This window comes from Streptococcus sp. SP1 (genome assembly GCF_030440005.1).
GTDB lineage: Bacteria > Bacillota > Bacilli > Lactobacillales > Streptococcaceae > Streptococcus > Streptococcus parasanguinis.
The window spans coordinates 25,961-47,308 of the sequence record NZ_JAQFJJ010000001.1; the positions used below are offsets into that span (position 1 = coordinate 25,961).

General features: G+C 39.8%; 19 protein-coding genes. 9 read left to right on the forward strand and 10 right to left on the reverse strand.

Going from position 1 to position 21,348, the window contains the following annotated elements:
* Positions 1-21 precede the first annotated feature (21 nt).
* From PCY07_RS00135 to PCY07_RS00145, 3 genes are read right to left on the reverse strand one after another with little or no spacing between them, the layout of a single operon-like run.
* A complete protein-coding gene (locus tag PCY07_RS00135; RefSeq protein WP_301354979.1) occupies positions 22-2,241 on the reverse strand; it encodes a DEAD/DEAH box helicase in 2,220 nt (739 codons plus the stop codon).
* Positions 2,238-3,845 carry a site-specific DNA-methyltransferase gene (locus PCY07_RS00140; protein ID WP_301354978.1) on the reverse strand — a complete coding sequence of 536 codons (1,608 nt, stop codon included), beginning with the start codon at positions 3,843-3,845 and terminating at the stop codon, positions 2,238-2,240. Before PCY07_RS00140 ends, PCY07_RS00135 begins: the two co-directional genes overlap by 4 nt.
* Positions 3,845-5,041 (reverse strand): helix-turn-helix transcriptional regulator, encoded by a 1,197-nt coding sequence (locus PCY07_RS00145; RefSeq protein WP_301354977.1) that lies wholly within the window; start codon positions 5,039-5,041, stop codon positions 3,845-3,847. The genes PCY07_RS00140 and PCY07_RS00145 overlap by 1 nt, the downstream gene beginning before the upstream one ends.
* A gap of 337 nt (positions 5,042-5,378) precedes the next feature.
* Between PCY07_RS00145 and PCY07_RS00150 the strand changes: the two genes are divergently transcribed.
* The 7 genes from PCY07_RS00150 (at position 5,379) to xerC (ending at position 10,265) form a co-directional block, all read left to right on the forward strand.
* Positions 5,379-5,897 (forward strand): hypothetical protein, encoded by a 519-nt coding sequence (locus PCY07_RS00150; protein WP_367316941.1) that lies wholly within the window; start codon positions 5,379-5,381, stop codon positions 5,895-5,897.
* A gap of 99 nt (positions 5,898-5,996) precedes the next feature.
* Positions 5,997-6,311 carry a hypothetical protein gene (locus tag PCY07_RS00155; protein ID WP_214255271.1) on the forward strand — a complete coding sequence of 105 codons (315 nt, stop codon included), beginning with the start codon at positions 5,997-5,999 and terminating at the stop codon, positions 6,309-6,311.
* Entirely contained in the window at positions 6,311-7,396 is a 1,086-nt protein-coding gene (locus tag PCY07_RS00160; protein ID WP_214255270.1) for an AAA family ATPase, read from the forward strand. The genes PCY07_RS00155 and PCY07_RS00160 overlap by 1 nt, the downstream gene beginning before the upstream one ends.
* A complete protein-coding gene (locus PCY07_RS00165; protein WP_301354976.1) occupies positions 7,396-8,007 on the forward strand; it encodes a hypothetical protein in 612 nt (203 codons plus the stop codon). Before PCY07_RS00160 ends, PCY07_RS00165 begins: the two co-directional genes overlap by 1 nt.
* Before the next feature lie 121 nt (positions 8,008-8,128).
* Positions 8,129-8,728, forward strand: a complete 600-nt coding sequence (locus PCY07_RS00170) for a replication protein (RefSeq protein ID WP_301354975.1) — start codon at positions 8,129-8,131, stop codon at positions 8,726-8,728.
* Positions 8,719-8,982, forward strand: a complete 264-nt coding sequence (locus tag PCY07_RS00175) for a helix-turn-helix domain-containing protein (protein ID WP_018364576.1) — start codon at positions 8,719-8,721, stop codon at positions 8,980-8,982. Before PCY07_RS00170 ends, PCY07_RS00175 begins: the two co-directional genes overlap by 10 nt.
* A 65-nt stretch (positions 8,983-9,047) precedes the next feature.
* A complete protein-coding gene (gene xerC, locus PCY07_RS00180; protein ID WP_214255267.1) occupies positions 9,048-10,265 on the forward strand; it encodes a tyrosine recombinase XerC in 1,218 nt (405 codons plus the stop codon).
* A gap of 106 nt (positions 10,266-10,371) precedes the next feature.
* On the opposite strand, the gene rpsI is transcribed toward xerC, so the two are convergent.
* From rpsI to rlmB, 5 genes are all read right to left on the reverse strand, one after another.
* Positions 10,372-10,764 carry a 30S ribosomal protein S9 gene (rpsI, locus tag PCY07_RS00185; RefSeq protein ID WP_000075969.1) on the reverse strand — a complete coding sequence of 131 codons (393 nt, stop codon included), beginning with the start codon at positions 10,762-10,764 and terminating at the stop codon, positions 10,372-10,374.
* Positions 10,765-10,782: 18 nt separating this feature from the next.
* Positions 10,783-11,229, reverse strand: a complete 447-nt coding sequence (rplM, locus tag PCY07_RS00190) for a 50S ribosomal protein L13 (protein ID WP_002876943.1) — start codon at positions 11,227-11,229, stop codon at positions 10,783-10,785.
* Positions 11,230-11,381: 152 nt separating this feature from the next.
* Positions 11,382-12,245, reverse strand: a complete 864-nt coding sequence (locus PCY07_RS00195; RefSeq protein WP_301354939.1) for a DegV family protein — start codon at positions 12,243-12,245, stop codon at positions 11,382-11,384.
* Positions 12,245-12,757 carry an NYN domain-containing protein gene (locus tag PCY07_RS00200; RefSeq protein ID WP_301354937.1) on the reverse strand — a complete coding sequence of 171 codons (513 nt, stop codon included), beginning with the start codon at positions 12,755-12,757 and terminating at the stop codon, positions 12,245-12,247. Before PCY07_RS00200 ends, PCY07_RS00195 begins: the two co-directional genes overlap by 1 nt.
* 18 nt (positions 12,758-12,775) lie before the next feature.
* Positions 12,776-13,504 carry a 23S rRNA (guanosine(2251)-2'-O)-methyltransferase RlmB gene (gene rlmB / locus PCY07_RS00205; RefSeq protein WP_042760193.1) on the reverse strand — a complete coding sequence of 243 codons (729 nt, stop codon included), beginning with the start codon at positions 13,502-13,504 and terminating at the stop codon, positions 12,776-12,778.
* Between the two features lie 96 nt (positions 13,505-13,600).
* Here rlmB and PCY07_RS00210 point away from each other — a divergent pair, with 96 nt between their 5' ends.
* A complete protein-coding gene (locus tag PCY07_RS00210) occupies positions 13,601-14,563 on the forward strand; it encodes an aromatic acid exporter family protein (RefSeq protein WP_301354935.1) in 963 nt (320 codons plus the stop codon).
* A 165-nt stretch (positions 14,564-14,728) separates the two neighbouring features.
* Complete coding sequence (locus PCY07_RS00215) at positions 14,729-17,950, forward strand: LPXTG-anchored zinc carboxypeptidase (RefSeq protein ID WP_301354933.1); 3,222 nt, start codon at positions 14,729-14,731, stop codon at positions 17,948-17,950.
* Between the two features lie 491 nt (positions 17,951-18,441).
* On the opposite strand, the gene PCY07_RS00220 is transcribed toward PCY07_RS00215, so the two are convergent.
* Positions 18,442-20,109 (reverse strand): alpha-glucosidase, encoded by a 1,668-nt coding sequence (locus tag PCY07_RS00220; protein ID WP_301354931.1) that lies wholly within the window; start codon positions 20,107-20,109, stop codon positions 18,442-18,444.
* Positions 20,110-20,175: 66 nt separating this feature from the next.
* Entirely contained in the window at positions 20,176-21,306 is a 1,131-nt protein-coding gene (locus PCY07_RS00225; protein WP_118228587.1) for an ABC transporter ATP-binding protein, read from the reverse strand.
* Positions 21,307-21,348 lie beyond the last annotated feature (42 nt).

Consider the following 21,348-nt stretch of genomic DNA (forward strand, 5'->3'; position numbering starts at 1 on the left):
ACAAGATGGTGGTGTCAGGTATTAGTTAAATAAATTATCGATTGGCTTCCAATTTTCGTTCCCCATTTCATCGCACCATTCCCCATCATTTAGACACCAAAGTTTCTCATCATAGTCACGAATAAATGCCCATTTCACACCATGCCGTTTTGCATAGTTTTTTAGCGCTTCGTACTTAGCTGGTGCATAGGGGTCAATATTTTTATCCTGACCTGAGTGTGTTTCACCACCCTTGGTTTCAATAATATAAATATCCTCATTTTTCATTCTAACGATAAAGTCTGGATAAAAATGACTTCGTCCACCATTGGTACCGTATGCTAGAGAGAAGTACTGAGGTCCTTTATCACCGTTTTTATAAACAAAATCAACATCGTCACGATTTTCTAAATATCGTTCTAAAAGACGTTCTACTAGACTAGGTCGAACAGCGATGGATGCTGTAGAATAGCCCTCGTAGGCACTACTATAAACAGGCTCAGCTTCTATCTTAGGATTATAGCTGTATCGCTCCTCCAATGGAAGTGAAAAATCATTTTGTTGAATATTTTCTAGTTCTAGAACCATTGCTTTTTCGACATCAATTTTTCTAAATTCCTCTCGAAGAGCTCTCCAATGATTAAGTATAAATGCTGTCCATTCTTGTGCATCTAATTGTAGAAGGGTTTCTTTCTTTGCTCTTCCATCTTTTAGGAAAAAACGTTTTAAAATTGCTTCGACTTTTGAAATCGGGAGATGGATTACACGGTCAAGTTCGTGGAAGGCGTGAAGTAGATCAAGACGGTTTCCTCTATAGTCAACTTCTACTTGGCGATTAAGGTCTTGTAACCGATCAGTATGTTTTAGTGTATCAAAACGGCCTTGTTTATAGGTTGTTTTTATTGTACGTCCAATGTTTAATCCAATGTTTTCGACAGTATTTCGGTTTGCCTCGAAATTATCAGTGAGTCCCCAATCTCTTTTCAATCCTTCATAGAGGTTTTGAAGAATGACTTTTTCGCTCTTCTCTTCTGATTCATTAATAATACGCTCACTTACTAGTTTTAAACTTCTCGCTTTATCCTTTAATCGCAGAAGTGGGGTAGGAACAACAGCTCCACCTTGGGCAAAAGCACCATTCAAGAAATCACTATCAAACGTGTATAGATAAGCGTTATCTAAAACATCGACCTCGTAGTGGCCTTGTTGAGGCTGTGGCATACGACGGATACGTCCGATAGTTTGTATAGTGAAGGCTTCACCCATTTTTTCACGAATCTTAATAAGGATTTTTGCTCTGGGGGCATCCCATCCTGTGGCGATAGCTTGCTTAATAATAAGATATTCGACTTCATTATTAAGATTAGTCACATCAAGATGGTTTCGTTTCTTATCAGCTAACCAAATTCCGAGTGTTCCGTCCTCATAGTTTTTTCTGAGTTTTTTATTGAGATAGTCTTCAACTCGTGTTACAAGTTCGGCTTCTGAATCGGATTTATCAGGGAGTTGAACGATAACAAGAGGATTCACTCCTTGCACATTATTATCAGAGTATGCTTGGACAATCTCTCTTCGTTTCTGTTCTGCTGCTTCAAAGAGAATTTCAAACTCATCTTTAACTTCAAGATTGATATTTATCCCTTCATTCACGACAACTGATTTTGTGATGAGCCCAGATGATATAACAGACTCTTCCGACACCTCATAAAATTCAGATATATCTGGCGTTTTAGGGTCATCAATTGTAGCCGATACTCTAACTGTTTTTGAAGCTTTAAATCGTGAGATAATATCCCGAGCTTTCTTTGTATCATTTCTATGCGCTTCGTCGATTACAAGGATAAAATGTCTGTCTTGTTGAAATGCTTTTTCAATCTTATCATCGAGATTATCTCGTTCACTATCCGTTAGCATCGCCTTAGATTTTTTCCCGACAACACGCTCATAGTTAATAAAAGTTACTGTTCCATTATCAAATCCATGAAGCAGAGCATCGTCGACAGATTGAGGTTTGATACTTGAAAAGTTTTTAGCTTTATCTTGACTTTGTTCTTCTAGTTCACCGGCTCCGGGAGTGAACCAGACAAAAGCCACGTTATCATGTGTAGTTGAAATATAATCGTTAATCCAGGATAAAAGACAGATTGTTTTTCCGGAACCCGTAGGGGCCTTAATAACGAGCTCATTGACTCGGTATTCAGGAGCAATAAAACTGAGTAATTTATCGACTATATCTTTTTGAAATTCTTTTAAAGTAATCATGACCAAAGTTCCTTTCCAAAGAAGTAATCAGGAATTTCTTGTAGAGTGATATTTAGCTGATTGAGTTTTTCCTCTTCAGTGCTATCAAGAAAAACATCAGGATGAATAAAGAGAGTTGCCCCTTGAACAAGTTTTTCATTTTTCAAAAGATCTTCCAAATGTTCCTCGGTTAGAATAATTTGAACAGAAGGGTCAGAGATGTCAACACCAAATTCCAGTTCAACAAGGGGAGTTATATATTTAAGTAATTCTTCTTCAAGTGTAATATCAGGGAATTGGCTTTTATCAACAAAGTCTGTTTTAAAATATTTTAAGTTAAAATTTTGAGGAACATAAAAATCTGTTCCCTCAGACAATTTTAATAATCTAGCATGAGTTATTTCACTTGCAATGTTATTTTCATTGTTGGTAGCTAGAATAAATTTTCTATTGCCTCCAGCTTCAATGACAGCTTGGGCAGTTGTTCCTGAACCAGCAAAAAAATCCAAAATAATAGAATTCTCCGGGACTGTGACTTCAATCAAATATTTCATCAATTCTAATGGTTTAGGATTATTAAATTGAACAGATGGTAATAATTTTTTTAAAAACATTGTTGTTTTTTGATTATCAAAAACTCCCCAATTTGATTTTAATGCTTTTGTTGGATTTCTCATATTGTTCAAAAATTCTTTCTGTTTAGGAAGATTTTCTTTCCAAATGATTCTATCCTCTGCTATCATTCTTTCTAATGACTCTTTTGAGAACGCCCATGTATTCGTATATTCTTTTCCTGTGTTAGGATCTTTTATTGTAAAGGCATCTTCAATAGGCTTAGTCGTGCTTTTTATATTGGATTCTCTCCAAGGTCCTCTTGGATCATTATCTGGATTCTTAAATCCTGATTCATCTCTTTTTTCTCCCAAAAATCTGAATTTATCCGATATTTGATAAGCTAAAATATACTCATGTACACCGACCATCATATTCCTTGGCGGCACACCCTTTGCAGATGATTTTTTATCCCAAACAATAGACTCTACAAAATTATTTTCACCAAAAATTTCGTCCATTAACAATTTGAGCTGACAGTGTTCGTTTTCGTCCATACTAACTAAAATGACTCCGGTATCAGACAATAAATTTTTAGCTATTCTCAATCTCTTGCTCATAAATGATAACCATTTAGAGTGTTTAAAAGAATCCTCTTTTTCAACAAAGTTGTCATTATATTTGAAATCTTTGTTTCCGGTATTATATGGCGGATCAATATAGATAACATCTATCCTACCAGTGTGTGTTTTTTCAAGTAAATGAAGGCTGTGTAGATTATCTCCCTCTAGCAAAAAATTATAGTCAGTTGAGTTAGGATTACCTGTAATTTTTTTATTTCGGTCCTCTACAAAGACTGGAATTTTTGTTTTCATCTCTTCTTCAACGAATTCAGCATGTTCTTCCCAAACTAAACCATATTTTTTGGTGTGTAGTAATCGAATTAATTCTTCTAATTTTTCTATATCTTCGTTTCGATTATCTTCACGAGCTTTTGCAAGCAGACTTCTAACATAATGGATTGCTTCATCCTTTTCATTTTTTCGTGGACGTTCATTAAATTGTTCGACCATTATAAATAATCCTCCTCTTTTCTTGTCAATTGTACCGGTAGATCCTCTAGAAAGCTTAACAATGTTATTGAATAGTCTGTTATATTTTTTTGCAAATACGATACGCAGGCTAATCGAACATCATCTTTTACTAGTGGAGCAAAATCATCAATTATTTCTTCAATATTAAAACTATGACTAGAAAGGAAATCAACTTTGTCTTGTATCAGTTTTTCCAAAGAGTCAAGTATAGTTTTAGCAAATTTGTCATCATCACTCTTGTATATCTTCCAATTCAAATATATCACAAATTCTTTGCTAGGAACTGGCAAATTTATAAAATTCTGATCTAAAATGCTTTGCTCGTATAGAAATAAATAATATGCAGAAAAATAACTGAATCGCTCTAGTTCGTGAATAAAGATATCTTTCATTAACCTTATATTTGAAGAAAAGATATTTACAATAATGCCCATGTGAGAATCTATCTCGTGTTTTGAAGAAAGAGTAGCTTTATCTTTAAGTAACTCATCCGAATAATTTAAAATAGTTCTTTCTCCTAACATTCTTAATAGAGTTGGCGAGGATTTTAAAATTCTGTCTATTGTCGTTATGCTTTCAAGGCAAGTAGAGCGGTAAAGTTCATATTTATCAAGATTGCTATATTCTTTACGTATACTAGATTTTGCTATCTCATAGATCATATTCTTTGAAATCTCTTTCATCTCCTCCAAGGGGAAATCATTTTTCTGAACATACTCTTTTATCTCACTAATAATGCTATCTAGAGAGCGATCTAATGATGTCTTGTTTTTGTATAATTCTTTATTAGATCTATATCTAATAGAATCGCTATGTATTGAATTTAATTTATTGAGTTTGTCTATATTTTTATTTAACTGATATCCTTCATTACTTCGAGTATAGTATGCAAATAACGGTAGGTAGTAGTCAAAAAGAAAATCTAGTGTTTCTGTTATCACTTCGTACTCTTTATTTCTTATTGATACACCTGTCTTTGAAATACTCTCTTCAGAGATATGTAGAACTTCAATTATTTTTTTTAAGGTACTTTTATGTGGTGTACTGGTTCCATTTAACCATGGACGAACTGCTCTGGTCGTTTTTCCTGTCATTTTGGCAAGTTGCTCAACTGAGATATTCTTATTTTGTAAAATGGTATTTAACTTCTTATAATCAAAATTTTTACTTTCCATAATTTAATTATATCATTTTTTAGGAAGTTTCCTTTTTTAAAAAGCTACAAAACTTCCTGATCATTGATTTAATAATCTTATTGGTAGAAAAATAAATTATTTTTTTCAGATAAAATAGAATTATCAAGAAAAATCTTGATAAATAATTAAATAGTTCTTTTTGATGGCCATCAAATTGACGGATTGAAACTCAAAATATAGACAGTCATATTAGTTATCTATATTTTGTGAAGTTTCGCCGTTTATTTGGTGTGCTTTTTTGTACTATTCGGTTAAACTCTATTAAGTTTCTTTCCGTCCAAGGACGATAAGGAAGAAAATGACTTATAAGAAGATTATGACGAAATTATATTGTAAACTACTCGGAGAATCAATACACAAGCGTCTTAAAGAATTACAAATCTTACAAAATCAAATTGGTTTTGAAACACCTGAGGGAGAATTTGAACTTCTATCAGAAACAACTGTTGGGCAAATTATCAAAGGGAAAAGGAATCTTAGTTTTAATGCTTCACTAGCTTTTCAAACTAGCCTCAATTACCCAACACCAAGAAAACTATTCTTTCCAAACAAAGAGTTTATGCTCCAACTTTTTCAAAACTTGATAATTGCAATTTTAACAGACCCCATTTTTGATAATAGTTTACTCAAAAAAATTTTAAAACAAAAACTTAGAAATTATTCCATTTCGTCAAACGAGCAAGTATCCGACTTTACTGACTATTATCAAGAAACTCTTATTACTTCTCTATTAAATTTTATCTCTGAGTTTCCAGAAGAAGAGACATCCTATCAAATTGCTGAAAAATTAACTGATTGGTTATCTGAATTTGCTTGCCTCATATCACAATTTTAAAGATAGACTGTCATAAAAATTGACAGTCTGCTTCATGAAATTACGTTAAACTAAGATTGTTCTTAGCTAAGACAAATAATCAAACACGAGGTAAATCTAATGAAAACACGCAATCGCAAAGGTGGCTACTCAGCTAATACTGCTAATGAATATATTGACAACAAGCAGGGAATTCTCAGCTTAAGCACCGAACTAGAAGCACAAATTAAATTTGAAGACGGTCAACCAACAGGGGAAATTATCTCTTATAAAGCTTGGTTCTCACAAAAAGGACTCCCGCCCTTCACTGTCAAATTCGAAACTGAAGTGGAGCTACCATCTTATATGTCATTGGTACGGTTTGATAATCTTCAAGCCTGCGAAGTTGGCTTTAACGTCTACTTCAAAGCTGACAATGTTAAGGAGGTCAAATAATGGTATCTAAAACAGATACCGTCTTGCATTCATACTTGCTCCAGAGCCTTAATATGGCTCTTGGAGCCTTGATGCAAGGCGAAACGAGTTATACAAACAGTTTTAACATCGTTATTCAAGAAAACGGTTTCATTTTCATCCCACGGCTTCCCTGTGCCTATATTTTAGATGATGAGCTCTATAATAAAATCTTCTTGATTGCTAACGCAACCCTATATCCACATTACACATTATTGAAGCAAAATGCCACATACTTCGTCCCTCTAAAAACGGATGATATCCATATTCAGCGAGGACTTTTCTTTCCGTGGAGGGTGGGAATTTCAAAACGATTAGTCATTCCTGACCTTGATAGATACACAACAAGTTTACCAAAAAATCAAATTCCAATTATGGAAAATTTCACTCTCAATCTTGATAAGGTCAATCACATGGCAATCTGTGGAAATAGTGGTTCGGGTAAATCCTATGCTCTCACCTATTTACTGAGTGTACTCAAACATCAATCTGATTTAATTATAGTAGACCCAAAATTTGACACACCTAGTCGTTGGGCTCGTGAACATCAAATTGCAGTGCTTCACCCCGTTGAAAATCGCTCTAAGTCCGACTTTGTATCAGAAATCAATGAGAAATTAAGTCAATGTCTAGAACTGATTCACAAACGTCAATCAATCCTATACGAGAATCCACGTCATGAGTTCAGCCATATGACAATTGTGATTGATGAAGTTCTTGCATTATCTGAGGGAGTCAATAAGACGATTAAAGAATCGTTTTTCTCACTCTTATCTTCTATCGCACTTCTCGGACGTGCTACAAAACTTCACTTGTTACTTGTTTCACAAAGATTCGATCACACTACGATTCCCATTTCTGTTCGTGAACAACTTAATGTCCTCATCCAGATTGGCAACATTAACAAGAAGACGACACAATTTCTATTCCCTGACCTCGACCCAGAAGGTATTGTTATCCCTATCGGGCATGGAACAGGTCTGATTCAAGTAATTGATAACGAACATCCTTATCAGGTACTTCCGCTACTATGTCCAACGTATTACACAAAGAAAGGAATTCTTTAATGGTGAAAAAATCTTACTTCATGAGGACATTCAACATCAATATCAATCTAATTCTAGTTTCATTTCTAGCAGGATTTATAGGATGGTCTCTGGATTTTCTATCAAATCAGTTTAAACTAAATCCTCTGAGTTTTTTTGACCTCTCCCAGTTCAATGGCTATTTAGATTTAGGAAGCAAATATTCTTATACAGCAATGTCCTTCCTTCTACTTACACTATTTGTTTCTGTAATGTTTGAAATTCTGAATCGATTTCGATTTGATAGTCTATTCAACTATTTTAAGTCCGTATACTTTACATTCAAACTTCGTCAGTTTTTAACGCAACGTGAGAAATCAGAAAAAATAACAACGATTGACAATCAGAATATAACTACCTTTAATCCCATAAATAGTAGTTTTAATCACTGTGCACATAAGAGTGTCGTAGACATACGAAAAGATGATGTGACGGTTTTTATCAAAGTCCCTAGAGACCAGCAGGGGCAAAAAATTTTGGCTGACATGACCTCTCAACTGAAAGAAGAGGTTTCGAGTCAACATCCTGACTACTACTTTTCAGCACCTAATCGGATTCATAATAAGCTATGGTTAGTTGGTAAAAAACGATAAAAAGGGGCTATGGCTTGCGTTAAGCAGTAGCCAGATAGCCCCTTCTAGCATTTTCCAAGATAATTGGGGTTACTACGACCCCCAATTATCCTATAATCAGTAATCAGAAAGGCGTATCAAAATGACAAAAGAACAACGCTCTAGCAAGTGGACATTCCTTTTTTACAAAGAAAGTGCCCCTGCTGACTACCTTGAAGTTCTTGAAGAACTACACATCCCCTTCGTCCTGAGTCCTTGGCACGATAAGGATATTAATCGACAAACTGGGGAACTGAAAAAATCTCACAAACACGGAGCTTTCTTCTTTGATTCTCTCAAAAGTTATAAACAAGTTTCTGAGCTAATCAAGGACAAGTTGAATGGCCCTGCTCATGTAGAAATCGTACAATCACCCAAAGGACTTTTTGACTACTTCATTCATGGCGAAAATAAGGAGAAAACTCAATATGATATAGATGATATTGAAGTTGGATGTGGTTTTAATCTTGATAAATTTCTTGTAGAAAATAACTCAGATGATTTCATGCATGAAGTTGTGGATATTATTGAGCAGAATGACTTCACAGAGTTTGAAGAACTCGTCTGGTATGCACGAGCTAATCACACACCACTTCTTGGACTTATCATTGAGCGTACCTACTTTTTTGCTAAGTATTTGGATTCACGTCGATGCAATCCAATGAGGAACCAAGATAAGAAGGAGGATAATAAATGCAAGTGATTCTTCCTGATGAACAGATTCATCAGATTCAACTATTGCTATCAAACCTTATCCAAAAAGAAATTGAACAGCAAATAGAAAAAAATACTTTAAGTTGTCCCTATTTGAACAAACAACAGACTTGCGACTATTTAGGAATTTCCAACAATACTCTTGATTCATGGATTCAAAGGGGGCTTCCATCAATCAAAATTGGAAAAACAATTCGATTCCACAAAGACGCTATTGACCGCTGGCTAAACAGTAACAACTAGAAAAATCAAGATTTTTATTTTATAATGGTCATGATATTTTCTGGTTCGATATAAAGGAGAATATCATGACTATCAGTAAGACAAAAAACGGAACTTACCGCTTAAAAGTCTATATACCATTAGAAGCACGAATGCCTCTTGGTATCGTTAACAATAACTATTATGATAAGAGATTTAAAACAAGAAAGGAAGCACGACAAGCAGAGATAGACCTACTGACGAAGCTAAACCAAATTGAAGATAACGTCTTTTCGGGACTAGGAAAAGAAGATATTCTTTTCTCGGACTTCTATAATAATATTTGGTGGGAATCCTACAAAGCAGGACAAACTACATCTACTTCGAAGCCACCAAGCAGGTCAACAATTGCTAATACCAAAACATGTTTTGAAAAGCATATACTACCACTTCTTGGCAACTATACGATTCAATTTTTAAACCAAAATAAACAGGTTATTCTAAATTTGATGACGGCAAAAGCCAACGAATATGCCAACTTCAAAACTTTACGAAGTTACGTTATTTCTATTTTTGATTGGGCAGAAGAACTTGAATATATTGAAGCAAATAGAGTTGCAAAAACTTTAAGACGAATTAAGGCCGTCAAAAAAATTCAACTTGCAGAATCAAAACGTGATGAAGATTTATATTTAACTCATGAACAACTCCAAGAATGGTTCTCAGCTTTTAAAGAAGATTTAGAGAACGATAAAATCTCACTCAAAGATTACGTCCTTTTTTATCTCACCTTTTTCCTTGGAGATAGAAAATCAGAAACATATGCTCTCCAGTGGAAACATATCGACTTTTCAAAATCTCAGATTCAGTTAATTCAGGCTTTAGACAGATACGGACAAGTAAAATCTACCAAAGGAAATAAAAAAACTATCTTTTCTATTTCTAGTGACTTGCTTCAACTTCTGACTTTATGGAAAAAACAACAAAAATATGAACTTGCAAAGTTTGGCATCATCAGCAATTCAGAACAATTCATTTTCACTTATATAGATACCAGAGGGAATATCAATAAACCTTTACATGCTGACTATCTTAATAATAAGATGAAAACTATCAAAAAGCGACACCCAGAGCTTACACACGCTACACCACATAAACTACGTCATACGGGAGCAACACTTGCTAAACAGGCAGGAATGAGCTTAGAAGCTATTTCCGAAGCTCTGACACATAGCGACACAGGTACAACACAGATTTATGTCAATACTTCTAATGTAGTCCCTATGGCAGTCGGTGAATTTGCCTTAAAGTCTCTAAAACAATAAGGTTAAAATAAGGTAAACTTTGAGGTGAACTTTTTCAAAAAACATAAAAAAAGCACCCATGAGGTAAACTCTTGAGTGCTTTGAAACGTTGATATAATCGTATTGATTAACGTTTTGAGAATTGTGAAGCTTTACGAGCTTTCTTAAGACCTGGTTTCTTACGTTCAACTTTACGTGAGTCACGTGTAAGAAGTCCTGCGCGTTTCAATGAATCGCGGAAGTCTGGGTCTACTTGAAGAAGGGCACGAGCGATACCGTGACGGATAGCTCCTGCTTGACCAGCGTATCCACCACCTACAACGTTAACGAAAACGTCGTATGAACCTACAGTTGAAGTAACTGCGAATGGTTGGTTGATGACCAAACGAAGGTCAGCGTGTGGGATGTACTCTTCAACATCTTTTTTGTTAACAGTGATTTTACCAGTTCCTGGAACAAGGCGAACGCGTGCAACAGCGTTTTTACGACGTCCAGTACCTGCATATTGTGCTTGTGACATACTTTATTGTTCCTTTCCTTAGATAAGTCCTGAAATATCAAGAACTTCTGGTTGTTGTGCAGCGTGAGTGTGCTCAGCTCCAACGAATACTTTCAATTTCATACCTTGAGCGCGGCCAAGAGTATTGTGTGGAAGCATACCTTTAACTGATTTCTCGATCAAACGTACTGCATTTTTAGAACGAAGTTCACCAGCAGAGATTGATTTCAATCCACCTGGGTGGTTTGAGTGAGTGTAGTAGATCTTATCAGTTGCTTTTTTACCAGTCAATTTAACTTTTTCAGCATTGATAACGATTACGAAGTCACCTGTATCAGTGTGTGGTGTGAATGTTGGTTTGTTTTTTCCGCGAAGCACGCTAGCAACAACTGCTGAAAGGCGTCCAAGAGGTACATCAGTTGCGTCAACAACGTACCATTTGCGTTCTACTTGGCCTGGTTTAGCCATGAATGTAGTTTTGTTCATGATTTCTCCTATATGAATGTCGTTTTTGTTTACAGGGCGGATGTTCCGGTCCGCGAGTTATTTGAAAGGTTCCGGGGCCTTACAAATGGGGTAAACAATACCGCCTACTATTGTATCAAAATTCTAAGATAAAAGTCAACCGATTTGGAAAATTATTTGCGATTTTCTTTTCCAATGACAAATCCGATCAAGGAATTCGGGCCGACGTGGGCTGAAATAACCGGTCCAAGGGGCATCACAAGGACTTCATCAATCCCTTCAAGCACAAGCATTTCTTGCTTCAGTGCTTCTGCTCCTTCTAGATCGTTGGTATAAGAGACTAAAGCTGTACCTTCACCAATATCTGCTTTGATCAGCTCCAGTAGTTCTCGCATAGCTTTTTTGCGTCCACGAACTTTCGTAATTGGCACTATTTTCCCTTCCGCATCAATCCAGAGAATGGGTTTGATGCTGGCCAAACTTCCCATGATCGCGGCACTTTTTGAGAGACGGCCTCCACGCATGAGGTGGTAGAGATCATCGACAAGGAAATAAGTCCGCAGTTTTGGCGCTAAGTCCATGATTTCTTCTTTAGCTTCTGCCAATGAACGACCTGCATCACGCGCAGCTACTGCCCGCATGACCAGATATCCCTCTCCAATCCCAGCCGCCTTCGGATCGACAATCTCGATCACGGCTTCCGGGTAGTCTTCTAAAACCAGGTCTCGTGCCATGACTGCACTCTGATAAGTCCCGGATAAGACCGATGAAAAGGCTACATAAAGCAGGTCTTTTCCTTCTTTGGCAAATTGTTCAAAGGTTTCCTGAAATTGGCCCACATTGACCTGACTGGTTGTCGGTTTAGCTCCATTTTTCATGGCTTCTAAAAGCTCAGGGCTGGTCAATTGACCTTCGCCAACTGTCTGGTAAACCGTCCCATCTAACTCAATGGTCAACCCAAGAATGGTCACCTGGTGTTCCTTGGCCCAGTTCTGATCTAAATCTGCGGTCGAATCTGTCAAAATAGCAAATGTCATTACTTGTCTCCCATCATTTCTTGTAATTGTCGCAATACTTCGTGATCGAGCGGTCGCATGGGTGGTTTTTGATCGTTGACCACTCGCTGCGCTTGATTAAGGTTTCCTTTGACGACTGCGACCCGTTTTTCTAACTCTCTGGCAGACACCCGAAGGGCTCCTTGAGCAAAGACGGTCCATTGCTCATTTAAGTCACTAGTCGCTACTGATACTTGGTGGAAGGGCGTATTGAGCTCTGCCGCCAAGCGCTCGATATAGTCATCTGCCGTCTCATCCTCACCGGTAAAGACCACCTGAACATTGAACTCCTCATAGGTCTGCCGCACTCCTGGCATATACTGGGCATCAAAGACACAGATGACTTCGATCCCTTCAAAGCTAGCATAGTGGCTCAGTTTTTGCAGGAGGATATTGCGGGCTGCATCGAGCTCACTTTTTTGAAAGAGCTGGCGGGTCTCCTGCCAAAAGGCAATCATATTATAGCCGTCAACCAATAAGATTTTTCGTTTCATATCATTGCCTTTCTAGGATTATAGTCGATTACGAAAGACCTCATACATAAGGATGGCTGCTGCTACACTGGCATTGAGGCTTTGCACATGACCATTCATGGGAATGGTGATCATCTCATCGACTTGCTTTTTGATATTGGCTGAGATCCCTTTTCCTTCATTGCCAATGATCAAGGCTAACTTACCAGCCGTATTCCACTGATGAGATGGCGTGCCGTTCATGTCGGTTCCAAAGATCCAGAAACCTTCTTCCTTTAGCTTGTCTAGGGTTTGGCTGAGATTGGTCACACGCGCAATGGGAATGTGTTCCACGGCTCCGGTAGAAGTTTTTGACACCACTGGGGTTACCCCAACTGCCCGGTGCTTAGGAATGATGACTCCTGAGACATTGGTCGCATCAGCTGTCCGTAAGATAGATCCAAGATTGTGCGGATCTGTTAAACCATCGAGAATCAACAAAAGCGGGTTCTCTTCTTGGGCTGTCTGTTTCAGAATCACTGCCAAGTCTGTATAAGCAAAGGCTGCCACACGAAGAACGAAGCCTTGGTGAACAGCTCCTTCTGTCATTTCCTGCAGGGTTTTCTTTGGAGTCCAAGAAATTGACACTTTTTTCTCAGCTGCTAAGGCCTTGATTTTGTCGACATTTTTTCCTCGTAGGTCTTCTTGAATATATAATTTATTGCCTGTATTGGCTTGTAAAGCCTCGGTGACTGCGTGAACACCGTATACGATATCGTTATTTTCCATAGAACTAGTATACCACAAGAAAGGAGGAAGAGGCCAATTCATGATATAATGAAATCAAATCTATCTCAATGAACGAACCGAACTAGAAAGGAAGCCATGCCTCTTTTTCAACGAACCATCAAGCTCACCTTGGCCACCTGTTTAGCAGCAGCCCTTGCTTATGCTCTGGGCTTGACCTATGCCATCTCAGCTGGCGTCATTGCCATCTTGAGTATCTCGGATACACGTCGTAGCACCATCAAGCAGGCCTACCAGCGCTTTATGTCAACCTTGCTGGCCCTTGCTATCGGAAGTCTCACCTTTTCCTTTTTAGGGTTCAACCTCTGGGCATTGGGTGTCTTTATCGCTCTCTATGTTCCTTGTGCCTTTCTATTGGGCTGGCAGATCGGCATCACGCCTAGTACGGTGCTGGTCACCCATCTCTTGATTGAGCAGTCTACTTCCTGGGGACTCTTGCTCAATGAACTTGCTCTCTTTTTAATTGGAACCAGCTTTGCCTTGCTGGCCAATCTCTATATGCCTTCGAATCAGGCGGCGATCGATCATTACCATGATGTTGTTGAAGACCAACTGAAAAAGATCCTTGGTCGTTTTGCGGAATTTCTTGGTAAAGGGGATGGTCGCAATGATGCTCGCTTGATTAAGGAGTTGGATGGTATCCTAAAGGACGCTTTAAATCTAGTTTATCTAGACCATTCCAACCACCTCTTTCACCAAACAAACTACCATATTCACTACTTCGAAATGCGCAAGCGACAAAACGATATCCTGCGAGATATGGCAGAAAACGTCAACCGCTGTCAGTTGGCGGCGAGTGAAAGTATGATCCTTGCTCAACTTTTTAAGAAGACGGCTCAACAGTTAAGTCAGGAAAATCCTGCCCAAGATCTTCTAGATGATATTACTCAGTATTTGGCGATCTTCCGCGAACGCCCTCTTCCTAAGACTCGTGAGGAATTTGAAACACGCGCTACCTTACTCCAACTTTTAAGAGACTTAGAAAATTTCATCCAGATCAAGGTTGATTTTTACCAACAATTTCATAAAGTTAACGAATAAATAGGGGAGACTGTTCGAGGAAGCAATTACCCTATCATCTGTTTTTCAAATGTCATTTCAAGAGGCTGGATTTTTATCCACCCTCTTTTTTGCACATGTATTGTAAACGTTTTCTTTTAATGATATACTGGAACTGTAATAACATTTTTAAGGAGGGTCTTCTATATGAAGTCTTCGTATAAGAAACATTTGTACACTACAACACTCAGTCTCTCAGCGGCTGTCTTGCTTTCCGTTATTGGGCATGGCCAAGCTTCAGCCGATAGCTTAGAAAGGCCTCAAACAGAACCGAGCACAGTCCTTGAAGCGACACCTACTTCTGAGCAACCTGTGACAGCCGAGACGACCAGTTCGGCTACAGCCACAGAAGTAACTCCTGCTAGTCCTGCAGAAACCGCAGCGACTTCTGATGTGACTTCTACTACAGAAGTTGCGCCAACCGCTAGTCCAAGCACTAACCGTGCTACAACGACCGCAGACCAAGCGACACGATTGGCAGATAGCACCATTTATCTCTCTGAAAAGAGTACGATTGATGACAAAGTCCAAGAAAAAGCTCAAGCTGCTGGCAAGATCAGCTGGACCTTAGACAATAAGCCTCTCTCTGAGTGGAAAACCTGGGATATGGAGACAGGAACACTGAGCAAGGATCCATTCCTTACCATCACAGAGACCGCAAACGGAAATGATTTAGATCTCCACATTGACGTGCAGGATCTCTTTGGTGAAGATCTCAGTCTTCGTAGCCCAAATAATATTCGCCGGACTTACCGCAACTACATCGGCAATCATGAGCTGGTCGGAACCAATGCAGACTTAGGGATCACCATCAATAAGACCCTTGTTTTTCGACCTTATCAGGACTACCATACACATGAAGAAATGCTGGCTGCCATCGAAAAATCCAAGGAAGAAGCGAAACCCGATCGTTTAGTGCAGCTGGAAACCCTTGGCAAGAGTGCCCAAGGACGGGATATGAAGATGGGGATCGTGAGCAAGGACCAAGCCAGCATCGATCACTACCTGTCTAGTACCAACCCTACAGCTTTGACTAAGCCAAGCGAAATGCTGGCCGCACTAAAAGACAAAACCTTGGATTACAAATTACCTGTCTTAGTCCACAACACCCACGCGGATGAACAACCAGGCATTGATATCATCACAGGCCTCTTCAATACTTTTGCGACCAAGGAAAAGGTGACCTTTAACACCACCGATGAAGCTGGAAATGCTAAAACAGTCACGCTAGATATTCCAACCTTGCTCAATAAATTCATCTTCTTATTTGACTTCACGGAAAACCCAGATGGGGATGCTCTCAACCTGCGGGCCCTAGCAAACGGGCTCGATCCAAACCGGGATGCCAGCTACCAAACCAACCCTGAAGTTCGCACGGTTATCCAAATGATCAACAAATGGAATCCGATCGCTCTCTACGACTTACACGGTTTTGTCAAAGAATTCTTAATCGAACCTGCAACGCCCCCACATGATCCGAACTTCGAATACGATCTTCTGTCAGACCTGATGCTAGAAAATGCCCATCATATGGGACGGGCAGGAGTTGCCAATTCTAAATACAATAGTTACATCATTCCAAAACTGGATTGGGGCGATGGCTGGGATGACTCCTTCTCTGGCTATACAGGGGTTTATGCTGTCTACCATGGTATTTTAGGCCATACTATCGAAATTCCGGAATCTAACCAAGAGTCCTATAACGCGGGTCGCAATGCTGTCCTAGGCGGAATTGACTTCCTCAACCAAGATCCAGACCGTCTCCTTGAGATGCGTCTCAACTTCTACCTGCGCGGTCTCAATAAAACCGAAGATCCAAAAGCCGAAAATGAACTGGTCGGCCCAAATGGAGAAATCGTTGGACGTGTGAAAAACGGTCGTCCGAAATTCTTCCCAGACTACTACGTCATCCCAATGAGCCTCGACAAAGACAACGATGCCCAAGAAGCCTTCAATATGATCGACTACTTCAAACGCAATGGTGTCCTCGTCAAGGAACTCAAAGAAGATATTGGCAACTATAAAAAAGGGGACTTAGTCATTGACATGGCCCAAGCCAAACGTGGCTATGCCAACCATATTCTCTACAAGGGCTCCAACGAATCTGCCTGGGCTGCTATGTATGCAGAGCTGCTGGTCAACTTCCCAGATATGAGAGGGTTCAAGTCCGAACCTGTCTTTGCGGATGGTCTTTTCAACGGAAAATTAGGAGAAGTCACCACCACCCGCGCCACTCGTACCTCTGAGATCGATCCAAAAGCTCCTTACTATGTGATCGCAAATACTTCAGCCAGTGCCGTTAAAGCTGTCAACCAGGCTATTGCACAAGGAAAATCCGTCTACCTAACAGATGATGGCTACATCGTTGACCGCGATACCTTTGCTTCGCTCCTGCCAAACTATGCCATCTATGGCGATGCCCTCTACAAGGTACCAAGTGGCCCAACCTTGAAACCGATGAAGGTCTACTCTCCAAACTACCACTATAATTGGGCCGGAGTAGATGCTCCTGCTCATACTAGTCTGGTCCTTGAAAAATTAGGCTTCCAAATCGTCAATACTCCAGAAGAAGCAGATGTTGTTATTTTGGAAAGCAACCGCTTTGACGCTTCCATTTTTGGTAAAAAACCAACCCTTGTCATTGGCGGAGAAGCCATGCAAAAACTGGAAAAATTGGGAGTTCTTACAGGATTTGACGCTGAAAAACTAAAAGGCGGTAGTGACTACGAAGGCTTGATGAAAGCCATCATTGATGATCAGGATCCATTGACCAGCGGATACAAGAAGAATACCCTCTTCTACTCCAACTCAGGAAACTGGATTGAAAAGGTTCCAGAGCATTTCAAGACCTTGATGAGCATCGCTCCAAGCGATTATTATATTGCAGGTTGGTGGCCACATAACGATGTTCTGGCCAACAAAGTCATGGCCATCTCTGGAGAACTGATGGGACAACCACTCTTTGTCTATGCAGGAAATCCAACCAACCGTCAACACCCTGTCCACTTCTTCCGCTGGGTAACCAATGCGATCTTTGGCAGCAAGTTGGCCAGCTTGATGGATTACGTTCCAGCTAAAGAACCAGATCAAGTGGTGGTTCCAATTCATAACCAAACAACCAATCCACAGCCAATCTTAGCCAAGAAGGATACTCCTAAAGTGCTCCTTCCACAAAAAGAAATGACAACTAAAAATGAAGAAAGCGTGCAAGCCTTGACTTACCAAGTAGGACAAAGCTTCCAAGAAAGTCCAGCCAAGGCACAATTGCCACAAACTGGAGAAGACACAACTGCGCACTTCATTCTTTCCGGCTTCTTGTTAGCCGTTAGCGGAGGCTTCCTCCTCTTGAAAAAGAAAGAAGTTGAGTAAGTTCCAGGTTTAGACTTGGATGACACGAAAAGAACCTTCGCAGACGCGAAGGTTCTTTTTGGAGATAAAATATCTTTCAAAACTTTCCTTAGGTGAGTACGGACGTCAGCGAACTTCTTCGAAGTTCCATGACTAAATCAAGATACAAAGGGCGTCTGCGGATACAGTCAAAATAGGAAGTTTGACGCAGAATCTTTAGATTTTAGGAGAACTTATCTTTTTGACACGATCCGCAGCCCGTGTTCAATTTGTTTTGAACCCCTTCGCTCTTTAATTTCTTGGCTCAGGCTAAAACAGTTTCCCAAACTGTTTTACTCTCAAAACTCCCGAGTGTTTGAAACAATAATGTTTCAAACACTTTTCTCACAGCGGAAAGTTTCAGTTTATACTTGACTGATTCTAAAGTATAGAAAACTTTTATAATGTTCTCCAGAATATTTAATGAACATACTATTCTACATTAAATCCTAACACTGATGCAAAGTTTCTCCTTATTCCACCAATTCCAACACAACCGTTTGGTAAGGGACCAATTCGAGCACTTGCTCTCCTTCTTGGAATAATCCTGCAGTATTATTTAAAACGACCGTTTTAATCGGAGTTGGCAACTCCAGGGTGGCCTCACGATTTTGGAAATTGCTAATCACCAAGAGGCGCTTATCCTCACGGCGTTCGAAAGCAATGATGTTTTCACGGTCCCGATAAGCCGGGATCATATCTCCAAACCGAATGGTATTTCCGTATAGGGGATGGCGGTACAAGGCGGTCAGCTGGCGATAATAATTCAAGATGGAATTGGGATCCTTTTCCTGATCTTCCACATTGATGGCAACATCTGGTTTTGGGCTAATCAACCAGACTGACCCATCGCTAAAGCCCAGACCTGGCTCTCTTGACCACTGCATGGGTGTCCGTGCATTATCCCGGCTGTATTTGGCGATAACTGCTAAGGCTTCTTCCTCGCTCAAACCAGCTTCTTTAGCCACATGGTAGCCATTGATGGTCGCGATATCATCAAAATCCTCCACCGATTCAAAGACTTGGTTTTCCATTCCAATTTCTTGGCCTTGATAGATAAAAGGAATTCCCTTGCGCAAGATTTGAATGGTTCCCAGGGCTTTTTTACTGGTATCGTTTACTGGACCTTCCGCGATATAGTGGGACACACCACGAGGTTCGTCATGATTCTCGATAATGGTAGAGAGGATCCCAATGCTATCCGCGCGCTCATGGGCTTGGAAAATACTTTCCTTGAGTTCATCTGCTGTTGGAAGACTATGATCAAACCAGCCTTTTCCTTCCTGACCCAGCATGGTTTGTTTGAAGTCAAAGATGGAAGAGAAGACACCATCTTTTCCAATGAAGAAATGCAATTCTTCGTCAGTTTCATTGAAAACTTCCCCTACTGTGAAGGCATTGTACTTGGCGAAGGTCCGCTCCTTTAACTCTTGCAAGAAAGGTTCAATCGGTTGCGCATTGACCAGAGACTCCGGTACCGGGACCAAGCCATTATCACGATCGGACGGAAGCGAACGCCATTCCAGGTCTTTTTTGATGTTGATGATGGCATCGATCCGGAAGCCCGCGATTCCCTTGTCCAACCACCAATTGATCATCTTGTAAATCTCTTCGCGTAAGACAGGATTTTGCCAATTGAGATCCGGCTGATCCTTGTGGAAAGAATGGAGATAGTATTTGTTGGTGCCAGGAACCGGTTCCCAGACACTGCCTCCAAAGTAACTTTCCCAGTTGTTGGGTTCCTTGTCACTTTCGATGAAGTAAAAGTAATCCGCATAAGGGCCATCTGGATCTGCTAGAGCTTTTTGGAACCACTCATGATGACTGGAGCAGTGGTTGACCACCAGGTCCATGATGATGGAAATGCCCCGTTTCTTGCCTTCCGCGATCAGCTCTTCCATATCTTCCATAGTTCCAAAAATAGGATCAATGGCATAATAGTCAGAAATATCATAGCCCTGGTCAATAAAAGGACTTTTATAAATAGGGGATAACCAGAGAATATCAATTCCTAATTTTTGAAGGTAATCAAGTTTTTCCGTGATGCCTTTCAAATCTCCAACGCCATCACCATTGCTATCCTTAAAGCTTTTTGGGTAGATCTGATAAGCGACCTTCCCCTTCCACCAGTCTTTTTCCACGTTTTGTCTCCTTAAAATGAAAGAGACTGAGACATATCGTCTCAGTCTCTACAATTTCAGTAGGTATTAGTATACTGTTTTTTCAGTTTCTTTGTCGAAGAAGTGAGCTTTGTTCAAGTCAAATCCAAGTTCGATGGTTTCACCAGTTCCAAGGTAGTCACGTGCATCTACTTTAGCGATGAATTCGTTGTCACCAACTTGGCAGTACAAGTGAGATTCAGAACCAAGCAATTCAGATACAGAGATCGTTGCTTTTACTACTGATTCTGGGAAAGTTTCAAGGAAAGCAGCTTCTGTATTCACGTCTTCTGGACGGATACCAAAGATCAATTCTTTACCATCATAGCCTTTTTCTTTCAAGACTTTCAAAGCACCTTCTGGAACTTTCAAGTTCAATCCATTGGCAACGATGTGTCCGCCTTCCAATTTTACGTTAATGAAGTTCATAGCAGGGCTTCCGATGAATCCAGCTACAAATTTGTTGACTGGGTTTTTGTAGACTTCTTGAGGAGTACCGATTTGTTCCACACGTCCGATAGTACCAGTACCTGCAGGGTTTTTAGTAGCAGACATGATAACGATACGGTCAGCCAATGTCATCGCTTCTGTTTGGTCGTGAGTTACGTAGATGGTTGTAGCACCGATACGACGGTGGATTTTCGCGATTTCAGCACGCATCGATACACGAAGTTTCGCATCCAAGTTTGACAAAGGTTCGTCCATCAAGAACACTTTTGCATCACGGACAATAGCACGTCCCATGGCCACACGTTGACGTTGACCACCAGAAAGGTCAGCTGGTTTACGATCCAAGAATTCTTTCAAGCCAAGGATTTCAGCTGCTTCTTGTACACGTTTGTCGATATCTTCCTTGCTGTATTTACGCAATTTCAAACCAAATGCCATGTTATCGTACACAGTCATGTGTGGGTAAAGAGCGTAGTTTTGGAATACCATGGCGATGTCACGGTCTTTAGGTGCCACGTTGTTTACAACGACACCATCGATGGAACATTCACCTTCTGTGATATCTTCAAGACCAGCGATCATACGAAGAGTCGTTGATTTACCACATCCTGAAGGACCTACGAAAACGATAAACTCTTTGTCTTTGATGTCCAAGTTGAAGTCTTCAACTGAGTAGTGTTCGCTGTTTGGATATTTTTTGTATATATTTTTAAGATTCAATTCTACCATGATGGTACTCCTTTGATTTTTATAGTTCTATTGTAAATGAAA

Excerpts from the sequence above, each read along its gene's own strand:
- rplM (WP_002876943.1), bottom strand. The coding sequence starts at position 11,229 with ATGAACAAAACTACATTCATGGCTAAACCAGGCCAAGTAGAACGCAAA.
- xerC (WP_214255267.1), top strand. The coding sequence starts at position 9,048 with ATGACTATCAGTAAGACAAAAAACGGAACTTACCGCTTAAAAGTCTAT.
- PCY07_RS00175 (WP_018364576.1), top strand. The coding sequence starts at position 8,719 with ATGCAAGTGATTCTTCCTGATGAACAGATTCATCAGATTCAACTATTG.
- rpsI (WP_000075969.1), bottom strand. The coding sequence starts at position 10,764 with ATGTCACAAGCACAATATGCAGGTACTGGACGTCGTAAAAACGCTGTT.
- PCY07_RS00140 (WP_301354978.1), bottom strand. The coding sequence starts at position 3,845 with ATGGTCGAACAATTTAATGAACGTCCACGAAAAAATGAAAAGGATGAA.
- PCY07_RS00225 (WP_118228587.1), bottom strand. The coding sequence starts at position 21,306 with ATGGTAGAATTGAATCTTAAAAATATATACAAAAAATATCCAAACAGC.
- PCY07_RS00200 (WP_301354937.1), bottom strand. The coding sequence starts at position 12,757 with ATGAAACGAAAAATCTTATTGGTTGACGGCTATAATATGATTGCCTTT.
- PCY07_RS00165 (WP_301354976.1), top strand. The coding sequence starts at position 7,396 with ATGGTGAAAAAATCTTACTTCATGAGGACATTCAACATCAATATCAAT.
- PCY07_RS00160 (WP_214255270.1), top strand. The coding sequence starts at position 6,311 with ATGGTATCTAAAACAGATACCGTCTTGCATTCATACTTGCTCCAGAGC.
- PCY07_RS00170 (WP_301354975.1), top strand. The coding sequence starts at position 8,129 with ATGACAAAAGAACAACGCTCTAGCAAGTGGACATTCCTTTTTTACAAA.
- PCY07_RS00150 (WP_367316941.1), top strand. The coding sequence starts at position 5,379 with ATGACGAAATTATATTGTAAACTACTCGGAGAATCAATACACAAGCGT.
- PCY07_RS00135 (WP_301354979.1), bottom strand. The coding sequence starts at position 2,241 with ATGATTACTTTAAAAGAATTTCAAAAAGATATAGTCGATAAATTACTC.
- PCY07_RS00195 (WP_301354939.1), bottom strand. The coding sequence starts at position 12,245 with ATGACATTTGCTATTTTGACAGATTCGACCGCAGATTTAGATCAGAAC.
- PCY07_RS00215 (WP_301354933.1), top strand. The coding sequence starts at position 14,729 with ATGAAGTCTTCGTATAAGAAACATTTGTACACTACAACACTCAGTCTC.
- PCY07_RS00155 (WP_214255271.1), top strand. The coding sequence starts at position 5,997 with ATGAAAACACGCAATCGCAAAGGTGGCTACTCAGCTAATACTGCTAAT.
- rlmB (WP_042760193.1), bottom strand. The coding sequence starts at position 13,504 with ATGGAAAATAACGATATCGTATACGGTGTTCACGCAGTCACCGAGGCT.
- PCY07_RS00145 (WP_301354977.1), bottom strand. The coding sequence starts at position 5,041 with ATGGAAAGTAAAAATTTTGATTATAAGAAGTTAAATACCATTTTACAA.
- PCY07_RS00210 (WP_301354935.1), top strand. The coding sequence starts at position 13,601 with ATGCCTCTTTTTCAACGAACCATCAAGCTCACCTTGGCCACCTGTTTA.